The following is an 18,204-nucleotide window of genomic DNA, read 5'->3' as shown; positions in this document are numbered from 1 at the left end:
AAGAACTCATCATCTCAACTAAAGGACCTTTTACTGCCCTTCCTTGGATTAACGGAGAAACCCCCACCACGTATTTTTCTCTTAATATTTTTTTAATTCCTTTTAGAGATAAAATAGTTCCTATACTAACTAAAGGATTTGAAGGTGGAAGAATAATCCAATCTGAAATATCTAACGCTTCTAAGAATTCTTTAGATGGTCTTGCATTTTCTATGCCTTTGTAAATAATATTCTTTATGTTGCCCTCTGGCCTTCTTATATAATACTCTTCAAAATGAATTGTTTTAGAATCTAATTGGATGTGTGTTTGGAAGAAATCATCTGACATAGGTATCACAGGTATACTGACTCCAAATTTCTTACAGAGTTCATTTGTTACTTCAGTTAATCTTTTTCCATTGTTCAAAAGTTCTGTTCTCTTTATATGAACTGCTAGATCTTTATCACCCAACATTATCCAGTCTTCATATCCTAAAGATTTGAGGTATTTCTGACAGGTAAAAGTATCATTTTTTATACCCCAACCTTTTCTTAAATCAAGTTCACCTGAAAGAGTATACATGATAGTATCTACGTCAGGAGAAATATGCAAACCATAAATCTTAATATCGTCTCCAGTATTGGCGATAACAGAAAATTCATTAGTCACTCTAGAGAGCCCATCGATAAATTTTGCCCCGCCACCACCACCAGAAAGAACTGTTATCATATTACCACCCATTTATGTGGATTACATCATTTAGATTTCTTCTTTTTGGTTTAATTGGATCCTCATCAGGTATGCCAATTATTAGGATCTCCTGGGGCAATATATGGCTAGGTATTTTAAGAACATCCCTGACATCATCTGGACAGAAAAGAGGCGCGCATAGCCACAAGACTCCTAATTCATTTTCTGTGGCTTTTAGTAGTAGATTTTCTGAGGCCAATGCAACGCTCTGTATCCCCATTATAAATTCGGCATTATCTCTTTCGTCTCCATATTTTTCTACTTTTGAAGTATCAAAACATGGTATAACAATAAGGGGAGCATTGATTATTCGTTTCTTAGATAAATTAACTCTTTCTTGGATTTCAAGAGGGGACCTGCCATCTTTAGTCAAGTTTTTAATCCAAGTAGATGTCATCTTAAAAGACAACTTTTCTTTGACCTCATTTGAATCAATTAGAATAAACTCCCAAGGTTGAAAATTATGGGCTGAAGGTGCTTGAGTTGCCGCTACAATTAAAGAAAGGATATCTTCTTTTTCAATTTTGATATCCTTAAATTTTCTTATCGTTTTTCTTTTAGTTATTGAATCAAAGCCCATAATTTCCTCATTTTTATTTGAAATATCTTCTTACTTCTTCAACAACTATTCCGCCTAAAGCAACTAGTGCAATTAAGTTAGGTATGGCCATAAGACCATTAAACATGTCTGATATATTCCACACTATATCTACGTAAGTAACTGATCCGAAAAATACTGTAAATAAGAAAACTATCTTATATAGATATTTTTTCTTGACCCCAAAAAGGTATTCAAAACACTTTTCACCGTAGTATGACCATCCCAGTATAGTTGAATAACCAAATAGCACAGAGCATAAAACTATTACAACTGTTCCAAATATGCCTAAAGTCTGAGCAAAAGCCGCACTTGTTAAAGCAGAAGAGGTAAGATCTCCGCCCCATATGTCTAAGTTACTCTCAAGTATGACAAATCCAGTCATTGAACAAAGTATTATTGTATCAATAAATACTTCAACAATTGCCAATGTACCTTGTCTCACAGGATGGGGAGTTTTTGCTACAGAGTGAGCTATTGGGGCACTCCCTAATCCAGCTTCATTTGAGAATACTCCCCTTGCTATTCCAAATCTTATTGCTCTGGAAACTGCGAATCCTGCCACCCCCCCAGTAAATGCTGTAGGAGAAAATGCGTAACCTACGACTGAAGCAAATGCATAAGGTATCCTATCAAAGTGTATCAATATAATGATTAATGCAGCCAAGACATATAATAAACTCATGAAGGGCACTAAGTAAGATGTAACTTCACCTATTCTTTTAATACCACCAAATATAACAAGAGCAGTTACAAATACTAAAATTACCCCAAGTATTGCCGAGGCCATAAATACCTCCCCAAAAACTGGGATAGAAATTATGCTGCCTTTGCCCACATTAGAGATTATGGCCAAAATAACAGAGTTGGCTTGTGCCATGCTACCTATACCAAAGGACGCGATTACTCCAAAAATAGAGAAAAGAATTGCCAATACTTTTGCATCTATATTGTATTTTTCTTTGAATCCTTTTTGGATATAATACATTGGCCCTCCAGAATACTCTCCATCAGGGTTTTTCTCCCTATACTTTACACCTAAAACAACTTCAGAAAATTTTGTGGCCATGCCTACAATTGATGTAACCCACATCCAAAAAAGTGCACCTGGTCCCCCCATCACAATAGCAGTGGCAACTCCTGCAATGTTGCCTGTTCCAACTGTTGCAGAAAGAGCTGTTGTAAGTGCCTGAAATGAGGGAATATCTCCTTGAAGATCCTCTTTCTTAAATGCACTTTCTAATAAATTCTTAATCGATAATATAAGTCTTCTAAACTGTATACCTCTCAAAATAACTGTGAGATAGATACCAGTTCCGACAAGTAATACTAACATCATAGGTCCCCAAATAATAGAATCTAAAGTCCCTACCAAACCTGAAATAAATTCTAAAACGCTCATATCTATCGAAAAAACTTTATAAATATCATTTAAAAAATTATCCAAAAATAGTGGGCCCACTGAGATTCGAACTCAGGACCTCCGCCGTGTAAAGGCGACGTCATGACCAACTAGACCATGGGCCCGCAAGTTATCGTATTAAAATTAATATATAAGTCTTATGATTTTTTTCCGGTCATAGACTCAATTTCAACTCGAATAATGCATGTTTTATCTATTTCTCCCGGGGAATATTCAAAACTCCCATTAAGATAATGGGACATAATTACATTTAGAGCTTGCTTTTTTTCTTTAGAATCAGAAATGAAATAGGCTTTGCCAAATCCAATGACACTTTTGTATTTCATAGAGCAGCCGCACGCAATTTCAGATGAAACAAGCTCTGTGTCTATATCGACTTCGAAAGCGACATTATTATTTTTGTTTAAGATATCTATTTTCTTTCCTTTATTTGAGCAGTGCAAATAAATACATTTATCTTTGTAACCAAAGTTTAATGGAACAATATAAGGAATATTATCTTCACATAAAGCTATTCGTAATACATTAGCTTTATTGAGTATTTCTTCAATTTCTTTAAAACTCTTAATTTCCCTATCTTTTCTATTCATGAAAAAAAATATATAATTCTATTATTTATGGCTTTTCTATTTGAATTATGGGAAAAGATAATTAGTAAAATTTAAATATATTAAACACTAAAATATAGGTATGTCGTTCCAAAATTTAAAGAATATTAAGGAAAGAGAAATCTTTCCAGGATATAAAGCCAAATTTGTACACTCCGAAAATATGACTTTTGCGCACTGGACGATTGAGGAAGGATCGTCATTTCCAGAGCATTCTCATGAGCATGAGCAGGTTCTAAGTATGTTAGAAGGAAAACTTGAACTAAAAGTGGGAAGAGATACTAAAATATTAATGCCAGGGGACATAGCGATTATCCCTTCTAATGTACCGCACTCCGGCAAAGCGATAAAAAAGACGAATGCAATAGATGTCTTTTACCCAGTTAGACAAGACTATGTTTAATTTTAATTCTAAATAAAGAATAATTTATTTTTCTAATTACTTTTATCCAGTAATGTTTATATACTAAGTCTAAGAGTGAACCTCTGTGATTTCAATAGGGATACTCTTAGTAGTATTTTCTTTGATTGCGATAAGGCAAGTTGGAAAAATTAAATTAGAAATATGGCAAGTAATGTTCTTCGGGGCTTTTGCTTGCCTTATTACGGGTCAAATATCGCCAAATGAAGCCTTTAGGTCTATTAATCTTGATGTAATCCTTTTTCTGTTTGGGATGTTTGTGGTGGGTGTTGGGCTTGAAGAAAGTGGATATCTTTCCCATATTTCATACAAAATCTTTAAGAGGGCAAAAACTCCTGACGAGTTATTATTCCTAATTCTTTTTGTTATTGGAACTGCCTCTGCATTTTTGATGAATGATACTCTCGCAATAATCGGAACGCCTGTAGTTCTTCACCTAAGTAGAAAACATAAGACTTCTCCAAAACTACTACTCTTGACTTTAGCCTTTGCAGTTACTATCGGAAGTGTAATGAGTCCAATTGGAAATCCTCAGAATCTTCTAATAGCCCTAGAAGGAAATATAAAAAATCCCTTCGTATTATTCTTTAAATATCTTTTAATCCCTACGATGATAAATTTGGCCGTTGCATTTTTCTTGTTGAGATTTTTCTATAAAGATAATTTCCATACTAATCCACTTAATCATTCAGAAGAGCCAATAAAAAATAGGAGGCTTGCGATTCTATCCAAAGTTTCCCTTTTTCTCATTGTAGCAATGATTCTCCTGAAGATCTCTATAGTAACTTCTGGGGTAAACATTGATTTTAGACTAACATATATCTCTCTAGTTGCTTCTTTGCCCATACTTATTTTTGCACAGAATAGATATGAAATTCTAAAAAATGTAGACTGGAAGACATTGATATTTTTTGTATCGATGTTCATCTTGATGCAAAGTGTTTGGAACAGCGGATTCATTCAAGAAATAATAAGCAATATGGATCTAAATATAACAAATCTAGTGATGATCTTTATTGTGAGTATAGTGCTAAGTCAGTTCATTTCAAATGTTCCACTTGTTGCATTGTACCTACCAATGTTACTTGAAGCTGGCGCTTCTTCAAAAGAGATGTTAGCACTCGCTGCAGGTAGCACCATTGCAGGCAATTTATTCATTTTAGGAGCGGCAAGCACAGTCATTATCATTCAGAATGCAGAAAAGAAGGCAAATGAAACTATTACCTTCTTTGAGTTTGCAAAAATAGGTATACCTATGACTACACTTAATACCCTAGTATATTACTTATATCTTTCTCTATTTTAATTATTTAGATTTGCACTTTACTATGCCACGTTTATGGAAATACTTCTGGTGGTACTCCTCCGCCCTATAAAATATACTTTCAGGCATAATCTCTGTTACTATTTTTTTACTAAATCTACCAGATTTTTCAAGTTTTTCTTTATATGCCAATGCTTTATTTTTCTGCTCCTCGCTATGATAGAATACAATTGACCGGTACTGGCTTCCAACATCTGGGCCTTGTCTATTAAGGGTCGTTGGATCATGTATGTTCCAGAATATTTCTAAAAGTCTTTCATAGGATACTACTTCAGGGTTAAACTCGATTAGTACAGATTCTGCATGTCCTGTCCTGTCTGTGCATACCTCTTCATAGGTTGGATTTTGAGTATGGCCTCCAGAATACCCCACCTGTGTTGATATGACTCCATCTATCTGGCAGAATGCTGATTCTATCCCCCAAAAACATCCGGCCGCAAATGTTGCTTTTTGATTTTTGCTCATGCCTTATATAGATAGTACTATTACTTAATTCTATTTATTATAAATAAAAAACGAGTCTAAATCTTATTATATAATTAAAAAGAAGAAGAAAATAAAAAAATCTTAGTATGTTTCACACTGCCTTTCAAAATAGGCTTTCTCGTGATTGCAGGATGGGCAAGCCTCTGGGGGTTCATTCCCTTCATGAATGTATCCACACTTCCTGCATACCCAGACAACTTTTTCTTTCTTTTTGAAAAATGTCCCTTCTTGAAGCTCTTTTAGGAGTTTTTTATATCTGCCTTCGTGGTGCTTTTCTGCTACGGCAATTGCCCTGAGTCTTGTTGCTACATCTTTAAATCCTTCTTTCTCAGCTGTGTCTGCAAACTCGGGGTACATTTTAGTGTATTCGTAGTTTTCACCATCAATTGCACCTTTTATATTTTCAATTGTATTACTAAGAATTAAAGGAGCTTCAGCTTCTACTTTTATTTCAGTAGGACTTCCTTCATTCTTTTTTATATCGTTAATCATTCTAAAGAGCCATTTGGCATGCTCCCTTTCATTGTCTGCTGTTAGGAGAAAGATCTCAGATATTTCATCGTAACCTTCTTTAGACGCTATCTTAGAGTAGATTGTATATCTGTTTCTTGCCATACTTTCCCCAATGAAAGCCTTAGTCAAATTTTCTAAAGTTTTGCTCATTATATCCCTCTATTATTAAAATGAAGAACTACTATTAAAATTTTCTCTTATTTTTCATAAAGAATTAAGCAATTATAATCATAATCCTAAAATATTTTTTGTTCAGCTTGAATTTATAGCTTGTAATTGGGATTATTGGAAAAGTTATTTAAATTTGAATTTCAAATAAGTTCAAGGTGTTTTTTAATGATGCCACTTGACGGAATAAAAGTATTAGATTTTACAGGAGCTTTATCTGGGCCTTACTGTAGCATGCTTTTAGGAGATATGGGAGCGGAAGTTATTAAGGTTGAAAGACCAAAAAGAGGGGACGACTCTAGGGGTTGGGGGCCTCCATATATTTCGGAAAACTTGAGCACTTATTTTGCAAGCATAAACAGGAACAAAAAAAGTATTAGTTTAAATATTAAGGATCCGGAAGCCAGGGAAGTAGTAAAGAAACTAGTAAAAAATTCTGATATTCTTTTAGAAAATTTTAGGCCCGGCACTATGGAGAAGTTAGGTCTTGGATATGAAGAGATGAAGAAAATCAATGAAAAATTGATCTACTGTTCTATTTCTGGTTTTGGTCAAGATGGGCCATATAAATTCAAACCTGGTTATGATCTTATTTTACAAGGAATGGGTGGGCTTATGAGTGAGACTGGTGAGCCAAATGGAGGTCCTGTAAAAATAGGTATTGCAGTGACAGATATCTCAGCTGGTATGTTTGCCTGTTATGGTATCCTTAGTGCAATTATTGCAAGATCAAAAACAGGGAAAGGCCAATTTATTGATACTTCAATGCTTGACTGTCAAGTTTCATGGCAAACTTATTTTGCAACGGGGTATCTTTTTGCAGGAAAAATTCCTTCAAGAATAGGTAGCGCCCACTCATTCATTTGTCCTTACCAGTCTTTTAGAACTAAAGATATTTTCATTAATGTTGCAGTTGGAAATGAAGATATGTGGAAGAAATTTTGTGAGGTACTTGAACTTGATATTGCAGAACATGAAAAATTTTCAGATAATGGAAAACGTCTAAAGAAGAGGGATGAACTTGTTAAAATAATAGAAGAGGTTCTTGTAAAAAAATCTGGAGATGAATGGTTAGTTCTTCTCGAAAAAGCTGGAATACCTTCTGGTCCCATTTATACTATTGATAGGCTATTAAATGATCCTCAGGTAATACATAGAAAAATGATTGAAAAAGTAACTAATCCCTTATATGGAACTATAAAAATCCCAGGATTGCCTGTAAAATTATCTGAAACAGGTGGCTCGGTGAAGCTACCGCCCCCGGTACTAGGGGAACATTCGGAAGAAATATTGGAAAGTCTTGGATATACAAAAGAACAGATAAAATCATTCAAAGAAAAAGAAATAATCTAACATACTCTTGGAACAGGATCTGCTATAGGAGATTCTAGTATTCTCTTTCCTCCGATTATTGTTTCAAGTAATACTTTTTCCCCTTTCTTTACTTCCCCTATGATAGCAGCATTTTTTCCAAGTTTATCTTTTCTCAAAATATCAAGAACTGTTTCTGCATCTTCTCTACTAGCAGCTACTAAGACCTTACCTTCACATGCAATTTCCATGTAGTTTAGGCCCAGAATATCACATATGGAAGAAACTTCCTCTCTCACTGGGACATTTTCTTCTTTAATCTCAATTCTTAAACCTGATTTTTTTGAGAATTCATTTAACGCGTTGGCAATTCCGCCCCTTGTTGGATCTTTCATTGCATGAATGTTATAAGGGAGAATTTTTTCAATCATTTTATTCAAAGGAGCAACGTCTGATTTTATATTGGAGAGGAAGGATATATCCTCCCTAACAGAAAGCATTGAGGCGCCGTGGTCTCCCACAGTTCCCGATACTATAATCAAATCACCTTCTTTTAGTCCTTTATCAGAAAGTAAATTCTTTGTATAACCGACGCCAGAAGTGTTAATAAAAAGATCATTGCCTGCAACTTTGGTATCTCCGGTAATTAATGGAACGTCTGCCTCTTTCAAAGTTTCATTCATAGATTTTATGACTTTACGAAATTGATCTGTGGGGAAACCCTCTGGTAAGATAACTCCTGAGGAAAGAGCAAGTGGTTTTGCGCCCATAACTGAGATATCATTTATTGTTCCAGAAACAGAAAGCCTACCGATATCGCCACCTGGGAAAAAAAGAGGGGTGACTGTATGAGAATCTGTTGTAAAAACAATATGGCCTTCACAAAAGGGTATAGTGCCAGAATCGTCCATATCGGAAAGGCCTAGACCTCCTGTTACTTTATTCAAGGAAAAGCCTTTAACATAGAGAGATTTGATCATTGCCTCCATCATCTCCCCGCCTCCTCCATGTTCAGACTTAATTATATCAGAATTAAACTCGTCCATATGAAATTACAGTATGGGAAAACTTTATAAACATTGTTAGACCTTTAAGGCAAGATATAAAGGTGATAATGTGTCAATTTGGCAGGCTAGATCAAAAAGAAAATCTACTGGTGGAAGACTAACACAAGCGAGAAAAAAACTTAAGAGAGAGCTCGGTAGAGAATCAACATTTACTGTAATTGGTGAAGTTAACAAAAAGAAAGTAAGATGCTTCGGTGGAACTGAAAAGATGAAGATCATGAAGACAGACTATTCTAATCTCCTAACAAAAGAGGGATACAAGAAAGTTAAAATTACTGGAGTTACTGACAATCCCGCAAACAGGCACTTCGTCAGAAGAAGCATTATTACAAAGGGGGCAATAATAACAACAGAACTTGGAAAGGCCAGAGTTACATCAAGACCTGGACAAGATGGAGTTATTAACGCCGTTTTAATTGAATAATTTTCTTTTTGAATTTATTTGACGCTTTTTTTAGAGAAAAGTTTAAATAAGACTTTTTATTATTAATTTTAAGTTTTATTTTTGCCTTTTTCGGCAATCCAAGGAGGTATAATTATGAGAGAGCCAGAAGAACTTCCTCTAGCTCCCCTTGAAAGACTACTTAGAAAAGAAGGGGCAGAAAGAGTTTCAGAAGACGCGTGTAAAGTGTTGGGTGTTGCTCTTGAAGATTACTCAAGAATAATAGCAAGAAAGGCCAAGGATTACTCAGCTCATGCTAAAAGAAAGACTATAAAGGCAGAGGACATAGAACTTGCCTTAAGGGATTTAAATATTTAATTTTTTTCTTTAACGAATAGAAAATTTTATATTTTAGATTATTCCCCGATTGGTGAGGCAAATGGAAAAGAAAATTAAAAAATGTGCACAATGTCAGACTGATTTTGATATAAAAGACAAGAATCGTATAGTCCTAGAGTTGTGGAAAGATAAAAAACACCTCACTAGACTTTATTTTTGCAGTAAGAACTGTTTTGTTTCTTTCTTAAAGGATAAAAAAGTCATATGAGGCATTGTATGTCAAAAGAAAAACTGAAAAGTATAAGAAGATCTTTGTTGGAGCAAAAATATAGATTTGACCTTGGTAGGCAATTTCTAGTTTATGTTAACTTTGCACTTCTTATAATAGCAGCATCAGATAAGATTAAACTTATAATTGATCTAAAAACTACAGAGCTTTTATTGATATTAGTTCCACTATCTTTTGTAGCAACTTACATACTAGGATACATTCTTGACAAATTTGTCAAGTTTCCACAGGCAACACAGATGGTAGAGGCAAAAAGAAGCCCATATACATTGATGACTCAGGAAAAACTTGACAAAATTATAGAATTACTTGAAAAACAATAGGAAAAACTTATATTCAAACAATGCTATAACATTATATTATAAGGGGATTTTATGGGTAAAATTGCGGCAACTCGATTAAGAGACAAAATGATTGTAACAGAACAGGGGCACGAAATAGGGACCCTTTTTGACATGGTCATAAATGAAGATACTGGAGAGCTCATAGCTCTCGTTGTGGAACCTACAACGGATGTTATTTTAGACAATATGATTACAGACAAGGAAAATCTAGTCCTTGTTCCTTTTAGTGCCGTAAGGGCAGTTAAGGACTTCATTATTGTTGATGTCAGAAGGATTCCAAAGAAGAGTGAAAGGGTCGGAATGTTTGCAAAGGTTCCCGAATAAATTATTTTTTTATCTTCTTTTCTATTCTAATTTTAAGGATTTTCTGCATTATCAAATAGGCTATGGCAAAAATAATTGCCCCCGCTATTGGAGTTTTAATATCATTATTCTTTAGTAAAAAAAAGTTGAATGACGTGAAAAAAACAAAGTATAAAAGTGCCAAGAGAATTGAATACAATATGGGATTAATCTCATTTAATCGCATGTATTATTTTCTTTTATTTAGCTTATAATTCTAGCTCTTGTAATAATATATCTAGATAATTATTTATTCTAATAATGTCAAATATATTCATGAAACTACTTGGATTAATTGGGGGTATGAACTGGCAGTCTACAATAGAGTACTATAAAATTTTAAATGGGCTCATCAATGAGAAGCTTGGAGAAAATCACTCTGCAAAAGTTGTACTATATTCAGTTGATTTTGAAGAAATTTTAGCTCTAGAGATGGAAAATAGGTGGGATTTGGTAAAAGAAAAAATGGTAGATATCTCTGTATCGCTTGAAAAAGCTGGCGCAAAAGGGATTGTAATATGTTCAAATACTATGCATTTGATAGCAGAAGATCTTCAAGACAACATAAATATACCAATAATAAATGTCATTGATGCGACAGCTGAGGAGATACAAAAGAATATGATTAAGTCAATAGGCCTTCTTGGAACAAAGTTTACAATGGAAAGGGATTTCTATAAGAAACGATTAGAAAGCAAATATGGGTTAAAAGTGTTGGTTCCGGATCATGAGGATATAGAGCTAATAAATGATATAATCTATAAGGAGCTTGCTCAAGGAAAAGTTTATTTGAACTCCAAAAAGGAAATAAAAAGAATAGTCGAAAAGCTTGTTATTGACGGTGCAGAAGGGATAATATTGGGTTGCACTGAACTTCCAATGATAATTGATCCTAATGAAACTGATTTGCCCCTATTTGATACCTTAAAGATTCATATGAACAAAGCTATGGAGTTCTCATTATAGGGCTAATAAGAGTAAAATATATTAAGGGGTCAAAAAAATCTTGTGAATAGAGGAATCAGCATGAAAAAAGAAAAAATTAAGGAACAGAAGAAGAGTCAGAAAAAATTCAGATCCGAAGGAACAAATATGCTTATTGGTGTTGGTTTGGGTGCTGTCTTTGGCCTAGTATTTAACAATTTTATACTAGGGGCAATAATGGCAATAATAGTGGCAACTGTATTAGAAATAGGCGTAAAAGACAAATGATATTCAACAAAGTTTTCTCTGATTAACAGAACTTTTAATATTGGATAAAGTTTTCCATTCTGTCCTCACAAAATCAGGAAAACTATTATTTATTTTATAGTAATCTTCAAGGAATCTTATGGTTTTTGGGTCACTTGGATAGCCACTTCCAAATGAAAAGCCTGAATCTTCTTCTATTTTTTTAATTAGTTCGTCCCTCTTTACTTTTGCTAGTATTGAAGCGGCTGCAACCATTGGATATTTATCTTCGGCTTTATGAGAGGCTATTACTTCGCACGACACGAATTCATTTCCTAATGACTCTTTAAGATTTCGAGAAAATCTATCTGCATCAACGTCACATGAATCACATATCACTTTTTTTATTGGTATATTGAGGCCAAGTATGGCTTCCTTGAAAGCAACTAGCTCAATATCATTTAGACTATATTTCTTCATTTCAGTATTTAGAAAATTAGGCGATAGGATCCTAAAGAAATGCTTTCCTGGAAGGCCCAATATTTCTAAGAACAAATCTTCTCTTCTTTTTGCAGTGAGCTTCTTTGAATCCTTGACTTCAAGAGACTCAATTAGATTAATTTTATCTTCGGGTATCGAGAAAGAAGCCACTACTAGTGGCCCTATAACTGGCCCTCTACCTGCTTCGTCCACTCCACACACATGCATTGTATTAAACCTCCGCAGATAGCAAAGCATGTCTCACAGCTTTGACACCGCTTAGGCCTTTTAATTCTGTTAAAAACTCTTTTACTTCTTTTGTTTCCCCTTTTAGAATGAATATTTCAAGGCAATTCTTTTCATCGAGATGGGTGTGTAAAGTTGTTTCAACTACGTGTTCATACTTATGGTGTATCGTATTCAATGGACTTTCAGACTTCTTACTCGAGATAACCATCCCTGTGACAACTAATGGTCCTTTTCCCTCTTCCCATACTTCAGTGGTGACATAGTCTCTCAAAGCCTCTCTAAAGAGTTCAGATCTAGTTGAGAATCCTTTTACTGGAAGTAATTTATCGAGTTTATCGAGCAGTTCATCATTTATTGATATGCTAATAACGGACATTATATCCCTTCTTAATTTTATGATTTTATAATTAAAGATTTTATTCCCAAAATTCCCAGATAAGATATTCCTGAAATAATAACTATTGTTGCTCCAGATGGTTGATTCAAAAAGAAAGACATAGCTATCCCAATAAGCATGTAGCACACACCTATTAAAGTTGAGAGAAATATCATCTTTTTGAGACTGTTCGTAAAAAGGCTTGCAGTTGCAGCAGGAAGGGTAAGGAGTGCCATTGCTAGGATTATCCCTACAACACTCACTAAAACTACAACCGTCAAGGCTACAAGGGACAGCAAAACAATGTAAGTTCTCATTACTGGAACATTTGTTACTTCTGAAAACTCCTCATCAAATGAAAAAGCAAGGAATTCATTATATCTGATAAATACAATAAGTACAATAATTATATTTAGGGCAATCATGATTACGATATCTATTCTCGAAACGGTAAGGATATTCCCAAATAAGTAACTGGCAAGATCCGGCACATATCCTGGTATTTGGTATATCATAAATAAACCAAATGCCATCCCAATTGCCCACATTGCTCCAATTAAAGTATCCTCACGTTGATATGCTTTTCTTGAAATAATTCCAAGTATAGAACTAGAGAAAATACTAAATAAAATGGCCGTTAAAAGAGGATTGTATCCTAAAAATAATCCAAGACCTATCCCACCAAATGCTGCATGGGATATTCCTCCAGATATGAAGACTAATCTTTTCACAATAACATAGGAGCCAATTACACCACATGCAATAGCGGCCAGTATGCCAGCCATTAAAGCGTTCTGGAAAAATACATATTGAAATACCATCAGTCTTCATGCTCCTTCAAAACTCTATGCGGTATACCATGACCTATCAACTCTATCGGGCATCCATATAATTTTTCAAATACTTTTGGAGGTATGTTCTTTTCACCGTGATAGTGAAGGGTCTTATTTATACAACCAATTGTTTTAACATGGGACGAAATAGCTCCAGTATCATGTGTTACTAGTATAATTGCCATCTTTTCAGAAAGCTCATGTAAGAAATCATAAAAATCAGTTTCTGCCTGAACATCTATGTTTGAAGTGGGTTCATCCAGAAGAAGTAATTTGGGTTCTGTTGCAAGTGCCCTTGCAATTAAAGCCCTTTGAAGCTGTCCACCTGATAATTTTCCAATTTGGGCATCCCTTAGTTCTTTAATTCCCATTATACCCATAGATTTTTCAGCAATTTTTCTATCATTATCTGAGTATCTTCTTAAAAAATCTGTATGACCTATCCTACCACTAAGAACAACTTGCTCAACATTAATTGGGAAGTTCCTATCAACTAAGGTATATTGTGGAACATACCCGACATATTTTCTACCTTCTCTTGGACTTTTGTTGAAAAGGGAAATATTACCTTCAGTAGGAATAAGAAGGCCAAGAATTATCTTCAGAAGTGTAGATTTACCTCCGCCATTAGGCCCTATTATTCCAAGAAAATCATCATCAAAAACTGTAAGGTTAATGTCCTCTAAAACTCTATGATCTCCATAGTCAAATGATATATGTTCCAACTTGATTATTTCTTTTTTCATAATATTACTGATTTTTTATTTTGTTTGCGGTAATTTTAAGATTATCTATGTAGTTTTCTGCAAGAGGATCAATCACTTCAGTTTTTCCACCAATCTCCTTCGTGATTATATCGGCTGCTTTACTACTAAACCCGGGAGATACAAATATCGTCTTAATATTCTCTTCTTTTGCCTCTTCTATTATTTTAGCAAGTGATTGTAAAGTAGGCTCTTTTCCTTCAATCTCAATTGGAATTTGAGTCAAGTTATAATCCTTTGCAAAATACCCCCATGAGGGGTGGAATATCATGAAAGACCTATTCTCTAGACCTTCCAGCTCATTTTTTATGTATGTATCTGCTTCATCTAACCTAACCAAATAATCATCCCTATTCTTCAAGTAGTATTCTTTATTAGCTGGGTCAACGGCCACGAGCCCCTCGTATATGTTTTGAATCATTATCTTCCCATTTCTTAAAGAAGTCCAGATATGGGGGTCTTTCCCACCTTCTGCTTCATTATGAATTTCATCTTCATGATTGTGTTCTGTCATCCCAATTAATTCTATTCCCTTAGAGCTATCTAAAACATACATATTCTTATTAAGATCCCTTATCTTACCCATCGATTTTATCTCAAATTCAATGCCTGAACCAACCATTACGTAAATCTTTGCTTTGGATAATTCAGTCAGTTGATTTGGTTTTAAATCTGCAGTATGTGGATCGCTGCCCTGAGGGACAAGTATATTCACATTAACCTTTTCTCCTCCAATTGCCTCAATCATTTCTTTTTGGGGAGATATTGTCGCATATACAATCAATCTTCCGTCAGAATCTGTTTTTTCATTCGCACACCCTAATGAAAAAGAAATTGTTAGCACCAATAAAATAGAAAGAAAATATTTATTCATGATAGGCCTCTGTAATAATATCGATGTAATAATATTTAAACTTTTCTATAATAAATATTAATAAAAAGTAGTTAATAATTTAATAAAAAAAATCAAGCAACAATTAATAGAAAACTATTAAAAGAGTTAGTTGTTCTCAAATTCGATGAATAAAAGATTAGGTTTTTCCTCTCTGGCATTCTATGAAGATAATCTAGAAAAAGCCCTTTCATGGGGGGAAAGCAATAATTTTGATCTTATGGAGATAGTTGCTGAAAACAATCATGCAATTGATGAAGAAACACTGCCCAAGATCAAAGAATTGTTATCTTCTTATAGTTTTGATTACACAGTTCATTCCCCTTTTTCTGATATAAACATATCAAGCCTAAACAAAAGTATTAGAAAAGAGTCAATAAGGCAAGTTAAATACTGTATATTTGCCGTAAATGAAATAGGCGGAAAGGTGATGACTTTCCATCCTGGAAGACATTCTGCAGCCACAAGCAAAGCAAAAGAGAATACAAAAGGAATACTATTTGATTCATTAAAAGAAATATCAGATTATAATAAAGATTATGGCGTCACTATTGCACTAGAGAATATGCCTGACACTTTTATTACAACGATGAAAGTTTCTAAAGAAGTATTGGAAGTTCTTGAAAATAAAGAGTTATCAGAGATTAAACATACGATGGATGTAGGCCACCTAGAAACTAATAACGTAGATATAGGAGAATATATCCATGATCTAAGAAAGTATCTCATTCACATCCATCTTCATGATAATTTTGGTGAATTTGATAATCACTTGCCACTTGGGGAGGGAAACATTAACTTCCCAAAAATATTCAGAGCTCTTAAAGATATTAATTACGCCGGCAGGATAATACTAGAAATGACAAAAACTGAAGATATCATTAAAAGCCGTAAATTCTTAGAAGATAAAAAATATTTTTTATAGTTTAATAACTATAAAAGCGGACATTCATATTCGCCATATTATTATTAAACTCAAATTCAGGCTTTTTGCCCTTTGGCTCAATAAATATTTTATCAAGGCCAGTCCAAAAGCTAAACCAACCACCTGGCTCTGTGATAATCAAGGGCAATTTAAATAAAAATTCTTCTTGGGTAATTAATAAAGTCGAAATTAAGGCCAATGAAAATCCAATAAGGATCCATTTTCCTCCATCCCTCCTTGTCTGTTTCAACTCCATTTGTTTTTCTTTTACCTGATTCTGAAAGTAATCTTTCAATCTTTTTTTGATCATAGTTTCTTTGGCAGCCTTTCTTTTGTTTTTTGGTACAAGTAATCTCAATTCGAGCACTGGTGATTCGGTTTTTATGCCCCTAACAGCCCTCCTGCACTCAATCAAGAAATCGTTAGATAGTCCCCTTGAAGAGTAAGGTCTTGGGTCAAAATCTGAGAATATATCATCATATGAATCAAGTATTAGACTAACATTTTTCTCACGTAAGATAATTTTTGGGTCTTCACTTTCCTCAATGTTTGATTCATTTTTCATGGCACTCGTTCTCATTATGCATAAGTTATTGAGTATAACTATTTAAGTTTTAGTTTAATATACTGTATGAGGATATATGTTGGAGAAAGAAGACAAAAGACACTGGTATGATGGAAAACTATACAACTATTTGATTGATCCTAATACTGGAGATACAAGAAAAATAATTTCAAGCCTAATTGAAAAGAATTCTAAAATCATAGATATTGGATGTGGGACAGGCTCCTTAGCATTTCACCTTTCAGAAAAAGGTAGCAATATCTTAGGAATAGAGCTTTCTAAAAGAATGGTAGAATATGCAAATTCCGCAAAAGAAGGGAAAAATATTCCAAATGTAAAATTTATTTACGGAAATGCAGAAAAAGTTTCAGTATTAACAAATGAAAGATTTGATTATGCTATTTTTTCTTTGTCTCTTCATGAAATGAAATCTGAAACTAGGCATAAGATCTTGGAAGAAATTAAGAAAGTCTCAGATAAAATAATTGTATATGATTATCTAGTTAGGCAATCTTTCTCCATTCAAGGAGCTAGTAATTCAATAATTGAATTTCTTGCCGGAAGAGAGCACTACCGGAATTACAAATCATTTCTGGAAGAAAATGGGGTTTATGGAATTTTAGAAAAGAATGGATTTAAGATTGAAAAGACAATTATTGACAAAGGGCATTACGTGTGTGTTAAGGCCAAATGTAAATAAACTTAAAAAGAAGGTATCTAAAAATTGAAAGAGTAAGAAGATTAAGGGATTTAAATGTATAAAGTTGTACTATTGAGGCATGGGGAAAGCACTTGGAACAAAGAAAACAGATTTACCGGCTGGACAGATGTAGATCTTTCTGAAAAAGGAATAACTGAAGCAAAAAATGCAGGGAAAGTATTACTAGAATCAGGGTACGTATTTGACATAGCTTTTACTTCTGTACTCAAGAGAGCAATAAGGACTTTATGGTTAACCTTAGATGAAATGGATCTCATGTGGATACCGGTAATCAACTCATGGAGGCTAAATGAAAGGCACTATGGTGCACTTCAAGGACTTAACAAATCAGAGATGGCCAAAAAATATGGGGAAAAACAAGTTTTAATCTGGAGAAGAAGTTATGACATAAGGCCTCCGGCTCTGGAAAAAAAGGATCAAAGATATCCAGGGTTCGATCCACGCTACACAGAGCTAACTGAAGATCAAATCCCTCAAAGTGAATGCCTTAAGGATACCGTTGAAAGATTTTTACCTTACTGGCACGAGACAATAGCGCCAACTATAAAGAGCGGAAAGAGAGTTCTAATTGCGGCCCATGGAAATAGCCTTAGGGCACTTGTTAAGTATCTTGATAACGTCCCTGAAGAAGAAATAGTAAGTTTAAACATACCCACGGGGATACCACTTGTCTACGAATTGGATAACAACTTAAAACCTATTAAACACTATTATTTGGGAGATGCTGAGGAGATCGAAAAAGCAATTAAATCTGTAGCAAATCAAGGAAAAGCGAAGAAATGATTAATACAAAGATTTATAAATAGATCTATGATTAAATTTTTTGGTACTATGAGTTTAAAGCCATCCAAAACAGCCAAAGTAGTCACAAAAGACTCTTTTCT

At 34.2% G+C, this 18,204-nt stretch carries 27 protein-coding genes and 1 tRNA gene; 13 read left to right on the top strand and 15 right to left on the bottom strand.

Annotated features, from left to right (window positions below; all coding sequences use genetic code 11):
• From cofD to HPY60_07355, 5 genes are all read right to left on the bottom strand, one after another.
• Window positions 1-709, bottom strand: a 709-nt coding sequence (gene cofD, locus HPY60_07375; GenBank protein ID NPV50999.1) for a 2-phospho-L-lactate transferase, incomplete at its 3' end; no start/stop codon positions are given.
• 1 nt (window position 710) lies between these two features.
• The gene (locus HPY60_07370; GenBank protein ID NPV50998.1) at window positions 711-1,310 is read right to left on the bottom strand and encodes a hypothetical protein; all 600 of its coding nucleotides are present in this window, start codon (window positions 1,308-1,310) and stop codon (window positions 711-713) included.
• Between the two features lie 13 nt (window positions 1,311-1,323).
• The gene (locus HPY60_07365) at window positions 1,324-2,730 is read right to left on the bottom strand and encodes a sodium:alanine symporter family protein (protein ID NPV50997.1); all 1,407 of its coding nucleotides are present in this window, start codon (window positions 2,728-2,730) and stop codon (window positions 1,324-1,326) included.
• Window positions 2,731-2,781: 51 nt separating this feature from the next.
• Window positions 2,782-2,855 (bottom strand) — tRNA-Val (locus HPY60_07360).
• Window positions 2,856-2,888: 33 nt separating this feature from the next.
• Complete coding sequence (locus HPY60_07355; protein ID NPV50996.1) at window positions 2,889-3,341, bottom strand: pyridoxamine 5'-phosphate oxidase family protein; 453 nt, start codon at window positions 3,339-3,341, stop codon at window positions 2,889-2,891.
• Between the two features lie 100 nt (window positions 3,342-3,441).
• Between HPY60_07355 and HPY60_07350 the strand changes: the two genes are divergently transcribed.
• Together HPY60_07350 and HPY60_07345 are read left to right on the top strand one after the other, a co-directional pair.
• Window positions 3,442-3,762, top strand: coding sequence for a cupin domain-containing protein (locus HPY60_07350; protein NPV50995.1), 321 nt, complete (start codon window positions 3,442-3,444; stop codon window positions 3,760-3,762).
• An 85-nt stretch (window positions 3,763-3,847) separates the two neighbouring features.
• Window positions 3,848-5,086, top strand: coding sequence for an anion transporter (locus tag HPY60_07345; protein NPV50994.1), 1,239 nt, complete (start codon window positions 3,848-3,850; stop codon window positions 5,084-5,086).
• Here the strand turns inward: HPY60_07345 and msrA are convergent, their stop codons facing one another.
• Both msrA and HPY60_07335 read right to left on the bottom strand, forming a co-directional pair.
• Complete coding sequence (gene msrA / locus HPY60_07340; GenBank protein NPV50993.1) at window positions 5,087-5,569, bottom strand: peptide-methionine (S)-S-oxide reductase MsrA; 483 nt, start codon at window positions 5,567-5,569, stop codon at window positions 5,087-5,089.
• Between the two features lie 102 nt (window positions 5,570-5,671).
• A complete protein-coding gene (locus tag HPY60_07335; GenBank protein NPV50992.1) occupies window positions 5,672-6,253 on the bottom strand; it encodes a rubrerythrin family protein in 582 nt (193 codons plus the stop codon).
• Window positions 6,254-6,442: 189 nt separating this feature from the next.
• Between HPY60_07335 and HPY60_07330 the strand changes: the two genes are divergently transcribed.
• Complete coding sequence (locus HPY60_07330) at window positions 6,443-7,624, top strand: CoA transferase (protein ID NPV50991.1); 1,182 nt, start codon at window positions 6,443-6,445, stop codon at window positions 7,622-7,624.
• On the opposite strand, the gene hypE is transcribed toward HPY60_07330, so the two are convergent.
• Window positions 7,621-8,628, bottom strand: coding sequence for a hydrogenase expression/formation protein HypE (hypE, locus tag HPY60_07325; protein ID NPV50990.1), 1,008 nt, complete (start codon window positions 8,626-8,628; stop codon window positions 7,621-7,623). The genes HPY60_07330 and hypE overlap by 4 nt on opposite strands.
• A 70-nt stretch (window positions 8,629-8,698) precedes the next feature.
• On the opposite strand from hypE, the gene HPY60_07320 reads away from it, so the two are divergent.
• From HPY60_07320 to HPY60_07300, 5 genes are all read left to right on the top strand, one after another.
• Window positions 8,699-9,073, top strand: coding sequence for a 30S ribosomal protein S8e (locus tag HPY60_07320; protein NPV50989.1), 375 nt, complete (start codon window positions 8,699-8,701; stop codon window positions 9,071-9,073).
• A 114-nt stretch (window positions 9,074-9,187) separates the two neighbouring features.
• Window positions 9,188-9,409, top strand: coding sequence for a histone family protein (locus HPY60_07315; protein NPV50988.1), 222 nt, complete (start codon window positions 9,188-9,190; stop codon window positions 9,407-9,409).
• A 61-nt stretch (window positions 9,410-9,470) separates the two neighbouring features.
• On the top strand, window positions 9,471-9,638 hold the full coding sequence (locus HPY60_07310; protein NPV50987.1) for a hypothetical protein: 168 nt from the start codon (window positions 9,471-9,473) through the stop codon (window positions 9,636-9,638).
• A gap of 8 nt (window positions 9,639-9,646) precedes the next feature.
• Complete coding sequence (locus tag HPY60_07305) at window positions 9,647-9,982, top strand: hypothetical protein (GenBank protein ID NPV50986.1); 336 nt, start codon at window positions 9,647-9,649, stop codon at window positions 9,980-9,982.
• Between the two features lie 51 nt (window positions 9,983-10,033).
• Entirely contained in the window at window positions 10,034-10,327 is a 294-nt protein-coding gene (locus HPY60_07300) for a PRC-barrel domain containing protein (protein NPV50985.1), read from the top strand.
• 1 nt (window position 10,328) lies between these two features.
• Here the strand turns inward: HPY60_07300 and HPY60_07295 are convergent, their stop codons facing one another.
• Window positions 10,329-10,532 carry a hypothetical protein gene (locus HPY60_07295; protein ID NPV50984.1) on the bottom strand — a complete coding sequence of 68 codons (204 nt, stop codon included), beginning with the start codon at window positions 10,530-10,532 and terminating at the stop codon, window positions 10,329-10,331.
• An 89-nt stretch (window positions 10,533-10,621) separates the two neighbouring features.
• Between HPY60_07295 and HPY60_07290 the strand changes: the two genes are divergently transcribed.
• Together HPY60_07290 and HPY60_07285 are read left to right on the top strand one after the other, a co-directional pair.
• A complete protein-coding gene (locus HPY60_07290; protein ID NPV50983.1) occupies window positions 10,622-11,311 on the top strand; it encodes an amino acid racemase in 690 nt (229 codons plus the stop codon).
• A 60-nt stretch (window positions 11,312-11,371) separates the two neighbouring features.
• Window positions 11,372-11,557, top strand: a complete 186-nt coding sequence (locus tag HPY60_07285) for a hypothetical protein (protein ID NPV50982.1) — start codon at window positions 11,372-11,374, stop codon at window positions 11,555-11,557.
• 3 nt (window positions 11,558-11,560) lie between these two features.
• Here the strand turns inward: HPY60_07285 and HPY60_07280 are convergent, their stop codons facing one another.
• From HPY60_07280 to HPY60_07260, 5 genes are read right to left on the bottom strand one after another with little or no spacing between them, the layout of a single operon-like run.
• On the bottom strand, window positions 11,561-12,223 hold the full coding sequence (locus HPY60_07280; GenBank protein ID NPV50981.1) for a ribonuclease HII: 663 nt from the start codon (window positions 12,221-12,223) through the stop codon (window positions 11,561-11,563).
• Between the two features lie 4 nt (window positions 12,224-12,227).
• Window positions 12,228-12,620 carry a CopG family ribbon-helix-helix protein gene (locus tag HPY60_07275; protein ID NPV50980.1) on the bottom strand — a complete coding sequence of 131 codons (393 nt, stop codon included), beginning with the start codon at window positions 12,618-12,620 and terminating at the stop codon, window positions 12,228-12,230.
• Between the two features lie 17 nt (window positions 12,621-12,637).
• Window positions 12,638-13,441, bottom strand: a complete 804-nt coding sequence (locus HPY60_07270; GenBank protein NPV50979.1) for an iron chelate uptake ABC transporter family permease subunit — start codon at window positions 13,439-13,441, stop codon at window positions 12,638-12,640.
• Window positions 13,441-14,199 (bottom strand): ABC transporter ATP-binding protein, encoded by a 759-nt coding sequence (locus tag HPY60_07265; GenBank protein ID NPV50978.1) that lies wholly within the window; start codon window positions 14,197-14,199, stop codon window positions 13,441-13,443. The genes HPY60_07270 and HPY60_07265 overlap by 1 nt, the downstream gene beginning before the upstream one ends.
• 4 nt (window positions 14,200-14,203) lie before the next feature.
• Window positions 14,204-15,091: a zinc ABC transporter solute-binding protein gene (locus HPY60_07260; protein ID NPV50977.1), complete on the bottom strand. Its 888-nt coding sequence runs from the start codon at window positions 15,089-15,091 to the stop codon at window positions 14,204-14,206.
• 145 nt (window positions 15,092-15,236) lie between these two features.
• On the opposite strand from HPY60_07260, the gene HPY60_07255 reads away from it, so the two are divergent.
• Window positions 15,237-16,034 (top strand): sugar phosphate isomerase/epimerase, encoded by a 798-nt coding sequence (locus tag HPY60_07255; GenBank protein ID NPV50976.1) that lies wholly within the window; start codon window positions 15,237-15,239, stop codon window positions 16,032-16,034.
• A gap of 1 nt (window position 16,035) precedes the next feature.
• Here HPY60_07255 and HPY60_07250 read toward each other — a convergent pair whose 3' ends face one another.
• A complete protein-coding gene (locus HPY60_07250; GenBank protein NPV50975.1) occupies window positions 16,036-16,614 on the bottom strand; it encodes a hypothetical protein in 579 nt (192 codons plus the stop codon).
• A 61-nt stretch (window positions 16,615-16,675) separates the two neighbouring features.
• Between HPY60_07250 and HPY60_07245 the strand changes: the two genes are divergently transcribed.
• Together HPY60_07245 and gpmA are read left to right on the top strand one after the other, a co-directional pair.
• Entirely contained in the window at window positions 16,676-17,299 is a 624-nt protein-coding gene (locus tag HPY60_07245) for a class I SAM-dependent methyltransferase (GenBank protein ID NPV50974.1), read from the top strand.
• Between the two features lie 54 nt (window positions 17,300-17,353).
• Window positions 17,354-18,103 carry a 2,3-diphosphoglycerate-dependent phosphoglycerate mutase gene (gpmA, locus tag HPY60_07240; protein ID NPV50973.1) on the top strand — a complete coding sequence of 250 codons (750 nt, stop codon included), beginning with the start codon at window positions 17,354-17,356 and terminating at the stop codon, window positions 18,101-18,103.
• Window positions 18,104-18,204: the final 101 nt, after the last annotated feature.

The sequence above is a fragment of the Methanofastidiosum sp. genome (genome assembly GCA_013178285.1).
In the GTDB taxonomy this organism is placed as follows: domain Archaea; phylum Methanobacteriota_B; class Thermococci; order Methanofastidiosales; family Methanofastidiosaceae; genus Methanofastidiosum.
Note: the sequence above shows the minus strand (reverse complement) of the source record. Positions and strands in the feature narration are given on the sequence as shown.